This window comes from Dyella koreensis, from assembly GCF_044904565.1.
Lineage (GTDB): Bacteria > Pseudomonadota > Gammaproteobacteria > Xanthomonadales > Rhodanobacteraceae > Dyella_D > Dyella_D koreensis.
Genome location: NZ_JADIKD010000005.1, coordinates 49,773 through 62,356, shown reverse-complemented (window position 1 = coordinate 62,356; position 12,584 = coordinate 49,773). Strand labels below are relative to the sequence as shown.

Here is a 12,584-nt window from a genome sequence, read left to right as displayed (position 1 = left end):
AGCCTGCCGTGGCCATGCGGCCACGAGGCATGCATGTAGCGGGGGAAGCAGGCAGCCTGGCTGAGGCTGCGGGCGCTACCCGTCCGCGGTCGGACCGTCATCGGCCGCCGCGTCCGGGCTAGGCTCAGGGGAGCTGCGCGGAGACGACGTTCAATGCGATCGGTGATTCGGGTTTAGATGGCTACTTGTAGAGTCTGGGTCCAAGGTCGGATCTCTCCTTGTTTGTCGAGCCGCTCAGACGGCGGCGCGTGGTGTGACGGATTCGCGTACGAGCCGGTCTTGCAGCAGGCCAGCACGTTCCAGCGGGAGATAAGCCAGCGCCGCAAGATGCGAGTGAATGCGTTTGAGGTCACGCAGGATGCGCAGATAGACGTCGCCACCGCCTCCACCATCCCGACGCTCGCGCAACGCGCGGATGTGCCGCTCGGATGCTTCGTTCTCGAGGCGCCATAGCGCCTCCTTGCGTGCCACCAGCTGCTGCGCGGCGCGAAGGTCACCACGCATGAAGACGGTGAAGCCCAGCCGCAGGCTTTCCATGACCAGGTTATGCATGGCGGCCAGATCCTGGATGTCGTCGGCCGAGAAGTCCTGCCCGCGCTCTGCCTTCTTGGCGGCGAACTCCATCAGGTTGTTGGCGGTGATATCGCCGATGTGTTCGATGTTGATCACGAAGGCGAGGATTTCCTGGCTGCGCTCGCCGTCTTCCTCGTTCAAGGCTTCGCCACCGAGTTCGGCCAGGTATTCACGGATGGCCATGCCGAGGCGGTCGAGCCACGGGTCCATGCGGCTGATTGCTGCGGCGCGTGAGCGGTCGTCCTTGCCGAAGACTTCCACCAGGCCCTTCAGCATGCCCTCGACCATATCGGCCATGCGCATCGATTCGCGCGCGGCATTGGCCAGCGCCACATTGGCGGAGTCCAGCGCGCCCTCGTCGAGATACTGCGGCACGCCCGGATCATCCGGACGCGGCGGATCGGGGAGCAGACGCACCAGCAGCTGTGCCATGCGCTCGACCGGCAGGATGAACAACACGGCCAGCGCAAGATTGAACACGGTGTGGAAGTTCACCGCGATGCGCGCCGGCGACGCGCCCAGCGGCGCCAGCCACTGCGCCAATGGATGCAACATCGGCAGACAGACGACGCAGCCGAAGGCGCGCACCAGCAGGTTGCCCAGCGGCAGTCGGCGCGCCATCGGCGTGTGGGCTTCCAGCAACGCCGGAAGCGTGCCGCCGAGATTCGCGCCAAGCACCAGCGCCAGCGCACCCGCCGCATCCACCACACCGGCGCTAGCCAGCGAGGCGATCAACAACACCATGGCGACGCTGGAGTGGAACAGCCAGGTCAGCAGCGCCGCCACCAGCACCGCCAGTACGGGTTCGCTCGCCAGGCTTTGCAGCACGGCACGCAGGGCCTGCACGTTTTCTACCGGAGCCAGCGCGGTCACCAGCAGATGCAGCGACAGCAGCATCAGGCCCAGTCCGATCGCGACACGGCCCAGGTTCTCGTATCGCGCATCGTCGCTGCGGCGATGAATGACGAAGCCGAGCAGGACCAGCATCGGCGCCACCACCGAGATGTCGAACGACATCACCTGCACGATCAGCGTGGTGCCGACGTTAGCGCCGAGCATCACCGCCAATCCCGGCGCCAGGCCGAGGAAACCGCTGGCCGCGAACGAGGTCGCCATGAGACCGGCGGCGGTACTGCTCTGCAGCAGCGCGGTGATGCAGATACCGAAAGCGAATGCCGCCGGGCGATGCCCGAGATAGCGCCCCAGCCAGCGGCGCAGCGCACTGCCATAACCACGCAGCACACCGCTGGTGACCATGTGCGTGCCCCACAGCAGCAGGGCGACATAGCCGGCAATGTCGAGTAGAGCGAAGGTGCCTTTCATGGCTGACTCCTCCTTCGTCGGGGGAACAGGGAACGGGGATCAGGGAACAGGAAGAGCCGGGGAACGGCCTTCCCCGTTCCCTGATCCCCGTTTCCCGTTCCCCTTCTTTTAGAGCCAGCGCCCGTAGCGGCGGATGTAGATCAGCTTCACCAGCTGCGTCAGCACGCAGTACGTCAGCACCGTGGCGGCCAGCCATACGTAGTACACGCCGGGCAGCGGCTCCATGCCGATCTTCGCGCCAAGCCCGCTGTAAGGCACCAGCATGCCGAGGATGATGATGGCGGTGGTCAGCGCCAGCACCGGCGCCGCGGCCACGCTCTGCAGGAACGGAATGCGCTTGGTGCGGATCATGTGCACGATCAGCGTCTGCGTGAGCAGGCTTTCCACGAACCAGCCGGACTGGAAGAACGACTGGTGATCGGTGCTGTTAGCACCGAACACGTACCACAACAGCAGGAAAGTGGTGATGTCGAAAATCGAGCTGACCGGGCCGATCCACACCATGAAACGACCAATGTCGCTGGCGTCCCATTTGCGCGGCTTGCGCAGGTAATCGTCGTCCATGCGATCGAACGGAATCGACAGCTGCGAGATGTCGTACAGCAGGTTCAGTACCAGGATCTGCAGCGGCAACATCGGCAGGAACGGCAGGAACGCGCTCGCCACCAACACCGAGAACATGTTGCCGAAGTTGGAGCTGGCGGTCATCTTGATGTACTTGATGATGTTGCCGAAGGTGATACGACCTTCGATCACACCCTCTTCCAGCACCATCAGGTTCTTTTCGAGCAGGATGATGTCGGCGGACTCTTTCGCGATATCGGTGGCGGTATCCACCGAGATACCCACGTCCGCTTCGCGCAACGCCGGCGCATCATTGATGCCGTCGCCGAGGAAGCCCACGGTGTGGCCCTGGCGCTGCAGCGACTTCACCACGCGCGCTTTCTGCAGCGGCGACATCTTGGCGAAGACGGTAGTGCGCTTGACCAGTACATCCAGCTCGTCGTCGGTCAACGGCTCGATGTGCTTACCCTGCGCGGAGTGCTCCACGTCCAGGCCCACTTCGCGGCAGATCTTGCGCGTCACCGCTTCGTTGTCACCGGTGATCACCTTCACTTCCACACCGTGATGGTGGAGCGCGGCAATGGCCGTGGCGGCCGAGTCTTTCGGCGGATCGAGGAAGGCCAGGCAGCCAATCGCGGTGAGGCCGCTTTCGTCAGCCACGCCATAGGCGCGGCCAGCCGGCGGCTGATACTTGATCGCCACCACCAGCACACGCAGGCCGTCTTCGTTGAGGCCACGTGTCATCGCCTTGATGTCGGCGCGCTGCGCGTCGGTCATCGGCAGGATTTCGTCGCCGGCCTTGGCGTAGTCGCAGATCGACAGCATTTCCTCGACCGCGCCCTTGCACACCAGCAGCTCGTTGCCGTCGCCGTTGCCCAGCACCACCGACATACGGCGGCGCTGGAAGTCGAACGGAATCTCGTCGACGATGCGGTAGTGCGCTGCTGCCTGCTCCAGGTCGCGATGCTCCAGCACCGCCTTGTCCATCAGGTTCTTCAGGCCGGTCTGGAAGCGGCTGTTGAGGTAGCCGTACTCCAGCGCTTCGTCGGACTCCTCGCCGTACAGGTCGAGGTGGCGCTCCAGCACGATCTTGTCCAGCGTGAGTGTGCCGGTCTTGTCAGTGCACAGCACGTCCATCGCGCCGAAGTTCTGGATCGCGTTGAGGCGCTTCACCACTACCTTGCGCTTGGACATGGCGATGGCGCCTTTGCCCAGGTTGGCGGTGACGATCAACGGCAGCATCTCCGGCGTAAGGCCCACCGCCACGGAGAGAGCGAACAGAAACGCCTGCAGCCAGTCGTGCTTGTCCAGACCGTTGATCAGGAAAACGATCGGCACCATCACCGCCATGAAGCGGATCAGCAGCCAGCTGACGCTGTTTACGCCCCGATCGAAGCTGGTCTGCACGCGCTGGCCGACGATGGTGCGCGCGAGCGAACCGAGGTAGCTGCGCGAACCGGTCGCCACCACCACCGCGCTGGCGGTGCCGCTGACCACGTTGGTGCCCATGTAGCAGACCGTCGGCAGGTCGAGCGGATTGTCGAGCGCGCTGTGAACGCTCTCGTCGCTGGTCTGCGCCGGTGTGGGTGCGGACTTCTCCACCGGCAGCGATTCGCCGGTGAGGATGGCCTGGCTGATGAACAGGTCCTTCGCGCTGAACAGGCGCAGGTCGGCAGGCACCATGTCGCCCGCGGCGAGATGCACGATATCGCCCGCGACCAGCTCGCCCACCGGCACTTCGATGCGCTCGCTATGGCCATCCGAGGCGCGGCGCGTCACGGTGGCCGTATTGCGCACCATCGCCTTGAGCTTCTCGGCGGCTTTCGACGAACGGTATTCCTGGGTAAAGCTCAGCAACACACTGATGCTCACCATCACCGCGATGATGATCGGCCCGGTCAGGTCTTCGCCGTCGGTGAACAACTGCACCGCAGCCAGCACCAGCAGCACGATGATGAAGGGATTCTTGAACGCGCGAAGCAACTGGCGTGACCAGTGCGGCGCCTTCTCGTGCGATACCTCGTTGAGGCCGTCGCGGTCCAGCCGCTCGGCGATCTGCTCTTCATTAAGGCCGGCGGCGCTCGTGTCCAGCGCGGCGAACAAGGCCTCGTTATGGCGGAACGCTTCCATGGCAACGGCGACGCGAACCGGTGCGGATGCGCCTTTGCCGGCCGTCTTGCTGGCGACGGTCTGGGTGGAATGCTTGATCATGACTCGCTTCCGTGGATTTCGTGGTACCGGGGCGGATCAGCGAGTCGGCGGGCTTCGCCCGCGAGCACTGACGCCTTGCTACGACCGCACACGCGGCCCGCGCCAGGGCACTGGCGGAGGCCATCCCTTGCGGGGCACAGCGTTGCCGGTCACTGATGTCGACATCAGTGACTAGATACCAGCTGTAGATGACCGCGTGCTTGCGACGCGGCATGGTCATGCCAATGCGCGACCGGGCGGCCACGGGCCGGGTCGGCGTTCCAGTGCATGTCGATCACGTTGCTCTGCACCGGCTTCACCAGCGGCTCGGGCACGGTGATGGTCCAGGAACGACGGGAAGCATCACGGCGGCCCAACAGGGAACGGCCCGCGGTGCGCAGACGGAAAAATTCGCGAAGGAGCTTCATGGCCCATCTCCTCGTAACGGCGCCTTTGGCAGCCGTCAGGAGTGGGCCGGTCTTCCCTAGTCGAGGAAAGCGCCAGCCGACCGCAGGCGGTCGCCGCAGACAATCAGCTTGTTATGCAATGCCGGCACCCGATGCTCGCGGATGTCGACGTTGCGACTAGGGTAAACGTCCATATGCCTTGGTTTGGTCGGACAGGGATGCCACGGGACGCAGCGCGCCGAGTGGCGCGCGCATTGTCTTGCTGCATTGCGGGAGTGTCAACCCAAAGTGGCTGAATTGGGTGACGAAAGTTTTTGCGGGGAGCGATGCCTTGGATGGTATCCAGCTCTAAAGAGCATCACGAAGCAACTTCGTCCCGAGCACCCACCCCTCACCCCAACCCTCTCCCCAAGGGGAGAGGGAGCTGCTCTTTCTCTTCTTCGCTAGGCGATGCGAAGCGAGCCCGTAACGGGTCCCCTGTGGAGCGGTGAGGGTTGGACGATCAGGCCCCGAAGGGGGCGCAGGCAGGACGCCTGCGCCTTTTCGACACGACATGGATGTCGTGTCGAAAAGCCCGGCCAACCCTCACGGACCCGCAGGCGTAGCCGGAGGGCGCGTAAGAGGGGTGCCCTCTCTTTTGGTTACTTTTCTCTGGGCAAGCAGAGAAAAGTAACTCGGCTCGCGGCAGCGAGACGAAACCCCGCCGCAGGCGGACCAGAACACGCAGACGCTAAAACCGGGCGATAACGCCACTGGATTCCGGCCTACGCCGGAATGACGAGCCAAAGAGTCTCGAACAGACGGCAGCAAGCCACCCTCAGAGCGCGCGCTGAAACGCCAACCCCTGCTGCACCAACGGCTCCACCATCCAATGATCCGCCAGCAAAAACGCAAACAACGCCATCAAATACACGATGGAATAGTTGAACACCTTCATCGCAAAAAACTCATCCGGCGGATTGAGCAGACGGATGGCGTAGTAGAGAAAGCCCGCGCCCAACACCGCCGCCCCACCGAGATACACCATGCCGCTGTACCCCGTGAGCGCCGGCAACAAAGTCACCAACACCAGCAGGATCGTGTAGAACAACACATGCCAGCGCGTGTACACCACGCCGTGCGTCACCGGCAGCATCGGCACCTGCGCACGCGAGTAATCGTCACGGCGGAAGATCGCCAGCGCCCAGAAATGCGGCGGCGTCCACACGAAGATGATCAGGCACAACTGCAGCGCGAACGCGTGCATTTCCCCAGTCACCGCAGTCCAGCCAAGCACCGGTGGAATCGCGCCGGCGAGGCCACCGATCACGATGTTCTGCGGCGTGGCGCGCTTGAGATAGGCGGTATAGATCACCGCATAGCCGATCAGGCCGCCGAAGGTGAGCAGCGCCGTCAGCGGGTTCACCAGGAACACCAGCACCAGCATGGAAACGACACCCAGCACCAGCGCAAATGTCATCACCTGATTCGGCGTGAGATGACCGGTAGCCAGCGGCCGGTGCGCCGTGCGCGCCATCAGCTTGTCGATGCGCTGATCGATCAGGTGATTGAACGCCGCCGCCGAAGCCGATGCCAGCCAGATGCCCAGCGTGCCGAACACCAGCGCGCGCCACGGCGGAATGCCCGGCACCGCGAGGAACATGCCGATCACAGCGCAGAACACCAGCAGCGCGACGACGCGCGGCTTGGTCAATTCCAGATATTCGTTGAAGCGGCTCATACGTGTCGTCCCAGGTTCTGGAACATGGCATCGCCCGGCTTGCGCTGCGTGCGTGCCAGGGTGGCCAGCAATACGAATAGCAGCAGTGCCGCTACGCCATTGTGCAACGTCGCCACCGGCAGCGGCAGGCCGAAATGCACGTTGCTGACGCCAAGCAGTACCTGACACACCAGCATCACCGCGATGGCGAGCCCGAAACCGCGTAGCCCACGACGCGACGCTCTGTGCGCCAGCCAGGCGAGATAGCAGAACACCACCAACGCACCGATACGATGCGCGATCTGGATCGCGCTGCGCGCGGCCATATCGAGTACACCGCCTTCGTAATTCACGCCGATGCCACGCCACAGCACGAAGCCTTCCTTGAAGTCAGTCGGCGGCATCCATTGGCCCAGGCACTTGGGGAAATCCGTACCGCAGGCCAGCGCGGCGTAGTTCGCGGACGTCCATCCACCCAAGGCGATCTGCGCGATCAACAGCACAATGCCGATTGCCACCAGGTGGCGCAGCGCGGCGTAGTTATCACTGTGCGCACCGACGCCAGCAAACCGCAGTGCCGCGTAGGCGAGCAATGCAAATGTGGTGATGCCGCCCAGCAGATGCCCCATCACCACGATGGGTTTCAACAGCAGGGTTACCGTCCACATGCCGAGCATGGCCTGGAAGATGATCACCGCCAGCGCCAGCACGCTGATGCGCCAGGCGCCGGGGCGATCCAGCCCGATGGCGGCGAGCAATGGCAAGCCAATCGCAAAAGCCGACAGCACTGACGACCACAGGTGCTCGCCATGCATATAGAAGCTGATGCCGCCCGCCGCGAAGATCGCGCCGAGGATCACCGCATAGCGCGCCCACGGACGCCGCCAGCTTGCGATCAGCGCCAAAGCCAGCACCAGCACACCCAGCGTGCCGGCCAGGAAGCGGTGCACCTGCTCGCGCCAGGCTTTGTGCGTTTCGAACGGGCGATCCGGGAAGGCCTCGTTGGCCTGGGCGATTTCATGCTGATGCTCCGGCCAGCTCACCTTGCCGTAGCAGGTTGGCCAATCCGGGCATGACAGCCCAGCGTTGGACAGGCGCACGAAGGCGCCAAACATCACCACGCCGAACGCGAACACTGCGGCGAGCAAGGCCAGGCCGCGCAGGATTTTCAAGGAGCGGGAGGACATCAGCGGATCACCTTCTGCAGGTCCTTGCGCAAGCCGGTCGGATCGAAGCCGGCAGGATACAGGGCCAGCGCGGTGCCATTGGATTCGACCAGCAGCGCACTCACGCTGTCCGGTGATGTGGCGCGCCATGGCGTCAGCTTGCCATCGACATCCGTACCCAGGCGCCACTGGAAATCGACATTGACGTCCGGCTGCCAGATGCCCTGCTCAGCCTTGCCTTCGTGCGGTGCATTCCCTAGCAGCAGTAAACGCAAGCGTGGCGCGTTGCGGTTGAGCGTCACGCGCGCCGCCGCCATCTTGTTGAGCGTCTCGACACAGAGCGCGGCGCAGTCCGCACTGGGCAGGGCCACCAAGGTGAGCTTCGGTTCGTCGTCGCGCCAGACCCAATCCTTGCCATCAGGCAACTGCACGCGCAGTTTTTCCTGCGCGAAATTGCGCTGTGGGGTGATCGGTTGACCGTTGCCTTTGCCGGATGGCTGCCAGCCGCTGAAAGTCAGCAGGCCGGCGGCGATGATCGGCGCGGCGAACACCGCCATGATCAAGAGAAGTTTCATGCGGCTGCTGCGTTGTGCCGCTTTGGATGGCTGGGTCATGGCAAGTCCGAGGCTTTCGGTTTGCGCCTGCGATGCAGGATGAAAAACATCACCACCGCCACCACGGCGAAGGTGAACCACTGGAAGGCATAGGCCCGGTGCCGCGCTGGCGGCATCGAGCTAAAATCGGGCGTGTGCTCACGCACATAGATCGCGGCAGGATCGGCGTCGAGCGACAGCACGTGCGGATAGAGCGGCGCGCCGAGATCCTTGGACAGTTGCGGCATGTCCAGATAGATCGTGGTCTTGGGCCAGCCCGACTGGCGCGCGAGCGCATCGCCACCCATCTCGAAGCCTACACCCGGCGGCGGCTGATAGAGTCCCTGCAATTCGCGCTCACCGGTGGGGAGCGGCGGCAGCTGCGGCGCCTGATCGGTACCGTTGCCCGGCAGGAAACCCAGATCGACCAGCAGCAGGCGACTTTGTCCGGACATCCGGAACGGCACGTAGACCTCTACCCCACCGCGCTGGTCGTGCTTGGGGTTGTCGAGCAGGTAGACGCGATCGGCGAGGTATTCGCCACGCGCTTGCACATGTGGATACGCGTCTGCTGTCGACGTATCGGCCGCTGCGGCAAATTCGCGCACAGGGGCGGTTGCCGACGTGGCATAGCGACGCAGAAGCTGCTCTTTCTCATCCGCGCGATGGAGCTGCCACACGCCCAAACGCAGGAACAGCAAGGCTCCAGCCAGCGTCAGCAGCACGGCCCACCAGGCAGGACGCCGCAGCAGGCTCATACAGAGCCACCACAGGCGAACGCTATACTGCGGATATCGTCGTCGCTTGGACCAATCACGTGGAAACCATCTACAAATATGCGCTGGTGATCCTGCTGCTGGTGGTGCTGTTCAATCTCGGTCAAGCGCTGTATTTCATGATGACCGACAAGGACGGCAGCAAGCGCACGGTGTGGGCGTTGACCCGCCGTATCGGGCTTTCGATCCTGCTCATCCTGATGGTCGTGCTCGGCATCTGGATGGGCTGGCTGCACCCGCACGGCGTGGGTCAGTGATTGTAGCCGGCCGCCGCGGCCGGCGCCTCGCACGCGATGTCGCGGCCGCAGAGGCGTCTTGGTAGGAGCGCACCCTGTGCGCGATTCCAGGTAATCGCTCCGTAGGTTTTCACTCAGGCCATCCATGGCCCTCGCCCTTCGGGCGGCTTCGCCGTGCAAACCGGCAGTCCTGCCGGTTTGTCGCGCACAGGGTGTGCTCCTACGGGAACAAAAAAGCCCGCCTTCCGGCGGGCTTTTTGCTGGGCTGCCGAAGCAACTCAGAGGATGTAGACGAACATGAACAGGCCCAGCCACACCACATCCACGAAGTGCCAGTACCAGGCCACCGCTTCAAAGCCGAAGTGGTGCTCCTTGCTGAAATGGCCCTTGGCGCAGCGCAGCCAGATGATCGCCAGCATGATCGTACCCAGGGTCACGTGCATGCCGTGGAAGCCGGTGAGCATGAAGAAGGTCGAACCGTAGACGCCGCTCTGCAGGGTCAGGTTGAGCTCCTTGTAGGCCTCGATGTACTCGTGGGCCTGGAAGTACAGGAAGGTGGCGCCCAGCAGCACAGTCAGGCCCAGGAACACCAGGATCTTGCCGCGATGGCCAGCCTTCAGTGCATGGTGCGCGATGGTGATGGTGACGCTGGAGCTGAGCAGGATCAGCGTGTTCAGCAGCGGCAGGCCCCACGGCGCCACGGTCTGGAAGTCGCCGCCGATCCTGGCCGGGCCACCACCGCCGTTCGCACCCCACGCCGCGGCGTACTCGCTCCACAGGAACTGGTGCGTCAGCACGCCATGGCCGTCGCCGCCCAGCCACGGCACCGAGAACATGCGGGCGTAGAACAGCGCGCCGAAGAACGCGGCGAAGAACATCACCTCGGAGAAGATGAACCACATCATGCCCATGCGGAACGAGGTGTCCACCTGGCTGTTGTAGCTGCCGGCGAGCGATTCGCGGATCACCGAGCGGAACCAGCCGAAGAACATCAGCAGGATGCCGACGAAACCGATCGTCAGCGCGGTCTTGCCGAAGCCGGCCTCACCGGGCTGCGCGTTCAGCCAATGCGCGGCACCGAACACGGTGACGAACATGACGACCGCGGCCACGATCGGCCAATAGCTCTTGGACGGAACGAAATAAGCGCCTTGCTGATGACCCATGGTGAAATCCCCGTGGATTTTCTCTTGTTACTTCCACCCCGCCGCACCGCGCGGGGAAATGCAAAACCAGACTGGCTTACTTGACTCGCAGCGCCTGAAAGATCGACAGCAGGAAGATCGCCAAAGCGATGGCACCCACCACCAGGGCGGTGCGCTTCACGCCCTTTCGGCGTGCTTCCTTGATCGAATCCAGATTCTGCTGAGTCATCGAACGCGGTTTCCAATCGCCCCGGTCGCGAGCGGCCGGGGTGATCTTCTATCAGTCTTCAACGTGGCCGTGAGCCAGCTCGTCGTCGTGAATCACCGGCGGCAGCTCGAAGGTGTGGTACGGCGCCGGCGACGGCACAGTCCACTCCAGACCCTTGGCACCTTCCCACACGCGGTCGGCGGCCTTCTTCTTGGAGAACCACACCGCGTGGATGATCACGCCGAGGAAGATCAGCTGCGAGGCGCCGAACAGGAAACCGCCGATCGAGCTGATCATGTTGAAGTTGGCGAACGCGACGTTGTAGTCCGGGATACGGCGCGGCATGCCGGCCAGACCCAGGAAGTGCTGCGGGAAGAACAGCACGTTCACCCAGATCACGCTGTTCCAGAAATGCATCTTGCCCCAGAACTCGCTGTACATATGGCCGGTCCACTTGGGCAGCCAGTAGTAGGTGCCGGCGATGATGGCGAAGATCGCACCGGTCACCAGCACGTAGTGGAAATGCGCCACTACGAAATACGAGTCGTGATACTGGAAGTCGGCCGGAGCCAGCGCCAGCATCAGGCCGGAGAAGCCACCGATGGTGAACAGGATGACGAAGGCCACCGCGAACAGCATCGGGGTCTCGAAGGTCATCGAGCCGCCCCACATGGTGCTGACCCAGTTGAACACCTTCACGCCGGTCGGCACCGCGATCAGCATGGTGGCGTACATGAAGAAGATTTCGCCGCCCAGCGGCAGGCCCACCGCGAACATGTGGTGCGCCCACACGATGAACGACAGGAAGGCGATCGAGGCAATCGCGAACACCATCGCCTTGTAGCCGAAGATCGGCTTGCGGGCGAACGCCGGGATGATCTCCGAGACCAGGCCGAAGGCCGGCAGGATCATGATGTAGACCTCGGGGTGCCCGAAGAACCAGAAGATGTGCTGGAACAGGACCGGGTCACCGCCACCGGCGGCATTGAAGAAGCTGGTGCCGAAGTAGGTGTCGGTGAGCAGCATGGTCACCGCACCGGCCAGCACCGGCATCACCGCGATCAGCAGGAACGCCGTGATCAGCCAGCTCCACACGAACACCGGCATCTTCAGCAGATCCATGCCGGGCGCGCGCATGTTGAGGATGGTCGCGATGATGTTGATCGCGCCCATGATCGAGCTGATACCCATCAAGTGCACCGCGAACACCACGTAGGCCACCGAATCGCCCTGCAGCGACAGCGGCGGGTACATGGTCCAGCCACCGGCCGGGCCGCCGCCTGGCAGGAACAGGGTGGACAGCAGCAGCGCGAAGGCGAACGGCAGGATCCAGAACGACAGGTTGTTCATGCGCGGCAACGCCATGTCCGGCGCACCGATCATCAGCGGGATCATCCAGTTGCCCAGGCCCACGAAGGCCGGCATCACCGCGCCGAAGATCATGACCAGCGCATGCATCGTGGTCATTTCGTTGAAGAAGTACGGCTGCACCAGCTGCAGGCCGGGCTTGAACAGCTCGGCGCGGATCACCATGGCGAAACTGCCGCCGATGAAGAACATCAGCAGCGAGAAGACCAGGTACAGCGTGCCGATGTCCTTGTGGTTGGTGGACATGCACCAACGCACGAAGAAGTTCTTCGGCGCGCCGTGATGGTCGTCGTGGTGATCGTGGGTGGCTGCGTGGGCCATGGCCTTGCACCTCTA

The 12,584-nt window shown here is 63.5% G+C and carries 11 protein-coding genes; 1 reads left to right on the top strand and 10 read right to left on the bottom strand.

Features of this window, described 5'->3' with window-relative positions:
• Positions 1-234 precede the first annotated feature (234 nt).
• The 7 genes from ISS97_RS01245 to ISS97_RS01215 form a co-directional block, all read right to left on the bottom strand.
• Positions 235-1,896: a Na/Pi cotransporter family protein gene (locus tag ISS97_RS01245; RefSeq protein ID WP_379987461.1), complete on the bottom strand. Its 1,662-nt coding sequence runs from the start codon at positions 1,894-1,896 to the stop codon at positions 235-237.
• A gap of 108 nt (positions 1,897-2,004) precedes the next feature.
• Complete coding sequence (gene mgtA / locus ISS97_RS01240) at positions 2,005-4,671, bottom strand: magnesium-translocating P-type ATPase (protein WP_379987460.1); 2,667 nt, start codon at positions 4,669-4,671, stop codon at positions 2,005-2,007.
• Positions 4,672-4,835: 164 nt separating this feature from the next.
• The gene (locus tag ISS97_RS01235) at positions 4,836-5,078 is read right to left on the bottom strand and encodes a hypothetical protein (protein WP_379987459.1); all 243 of its coding nucleotides are present in this window, start codon (positions 5,076-5,078) and stop codon (positions 4,836-4,838) included.
• 796 nt (positions 5,079-5,874) lie between these two features.
• On the bottom strand, positions 5,875-6,777 hold the full coding sequence (gene cyoE, locus ISS97_RS01230) for a heme o synthase (RefSeq protein ID WP_379987458.1): 903 nt from the start codon (positions 6,775-6,777) through the stop codon (positions 5,875-5,877).
• Positions 6,774-7,943: a COX15/CtaA family protein gene (locus ISS97_RS01225; protein ID WP_379987457.1), complete on the bottom strand. Its 1,170-nt coding sequence runs from the start codon at positions 7,941-7,943 to the stop codon at positions 6,774-6,776. The genes cyoE and ISS97_RS01225 overlap by 4 nt, the downstream gene beginning before the upstream one ends.
• Positions 7,943-8,536 carry a hypothetical protein gene (locus ISS97_RS01220; RefSeq protein ID WP_379987456.1) on the bottom strand — a complete coding sequence of 198 codons (594 nt, stop codon included), beginning with the start codon at positions 8,534-8,536 and terminating at the stop codon, positions 7,943-7,945. Before ISS97_RS01220 ends, ISS97_RS01225 begins: the two co-directional genes overlap by 1 nt.
• Positions 8,533-9,273 (bottom strand): SURF1 family protein, encoded by a 741-nt coding sequence (locus ISS97_RS01215; protein WP_379987455.1) that lies wholly within the window; start codon positions 9,271-9,273, stop codon positions 8,533-8,535. The genes ISS97_RS01220 and ISS97_RS01215 overlap by 4 nt, the downstream gene beginning before the upstream one ends.
• 59 nt (positions 9,274-9,332) lie before the next feature.
• Between ISS97_RS01215 and ISS97_RS01210 the strand changes: the two genes are divergently transcribed.
• Entirely contained in the window at positions 9,333-9,548 is a 216-nt protein-coding gene (locus ISS97_RS01210) for a twin transmembrane helix small protein (RefSeq protein WP_324857678.1), read from the top strand.
• Positions 9,549-9,805: 257 nt separating this feature from the next.
• On the opposite strand, the gene ISS97_RS01205 is transcribed toward ISS97_RS01210, so the two are convergent.
• From ISS97_RS01205 to ctaD, 3 genes are all read right to left on the bottom strand, one after another.
• Complete coding sequence (locus tag ISS97_RS01205; protein WP_379987454.1) at positions 9,806-10,693, bottom strand: cytochrome c oxidase subunit 3; 888 nt, start codon at positions 10,691-10,693, stop codon at positions 9,806-9,808.
• Positions 10,694-10,769: 76 nt separating this feature from the next.
• Positions 10,770-10,901, bottom strand: coding sequence for a hypothetical protein (locus ISS97_RS01200; protein WP_379987453.1), 132 nt, complete (start codon positions 10,899-10,901; stop codon positions 10,770-10,772).
• Between the two features lie 51 nt (positions 10,902-10,952).
• Positions 10,953-12,569, bottom strand: coding sequence for a cytochrome c oxidase subunit I (gene ctaD, locus ISS97_RS01195; protein WP_379987452.1), 1,617 nt, complete (start codon positions 12,567-12,569; stop codon positions 10,953-10,955).
• Positions 12,570-12,584 lie beyond the last annotated feature (15 nt).

Excerpts from the sequence above, each read along its gene's own strand:
- ISS97_RS01245 (WP_379987461.1), bottom strand. The coding sequence starts at position 1,896 with ATGAAAGGCACCTTCGCTCTACTCGACATTGCCGGCTATGTCGCCCTG.
- mgtA (WP_379987460.1), bottom strand. The coding sequence starts at position 4,671 with ATGATCAAGCATTCCACCCAGACCGTCGCCAGCAAGACGGCCGGCAAA.
- ISS97_RS01235 (WP_379987459.1), bottom strand. The coding sequence starts at position 5,078 with ATGAAGCTCCTTCGCGAATTTTTCCGTCTGCGCACCGCGGGCCGTTCC.
- cyoE (WP_379987458.1), bottom strand. The coding sequence starts at position 6,777 with ATGAGCCGCTTCAACGAATATCTGGAATTGACCAAGCCGCGCGTCGTC.
- ISS97_RS01225 (WP_379987457.1), bottom strand. The coding sequence starts at position 7,943 with ATGTCCTCCCGCTCCTTGAAAATCCTGCGCGGCCTGGCCTTGCTCGCC.
- ISS97_RS01220 (WP_379987456.1), bottom strand. The coding sequence starts at position 8,536 with ATGACCCAGCCATCCAAAGCGGCACAACGCAGCAGCCGCATGAAACTT.
- ISS97_RS01215 (WP_379987455.1), bottom strand. The coding sequence starts at position 9,273 with ATGAGCCTGCTGCGGCGTCCTGCCTGGTGGGCCGTGCTGCTGACGCTG.
- ISS97_RS01205 (WP_379987454.1), bottom strand. The coding sequence starts at position 10,693 with ATGGGTCATCAGCAAGGCGCTTATTTCGTTCCGTCCAAGAGCTATTGG.
- ISS97_RS01200 (WP_379987453.1), bottom strand. The coding sequence starts at position 10,901 with ATGACTCAGCAGAATCTGGATTCGATCAAGGAAGCACGCCGAAAGGGC.
- ctaD (WP_379987452.1), bottom strand. The coding sequence starts at position 12,569 with ATGGCCCACGCAGCCACCCACGATCACCACGACGACCATCACGGCGCG.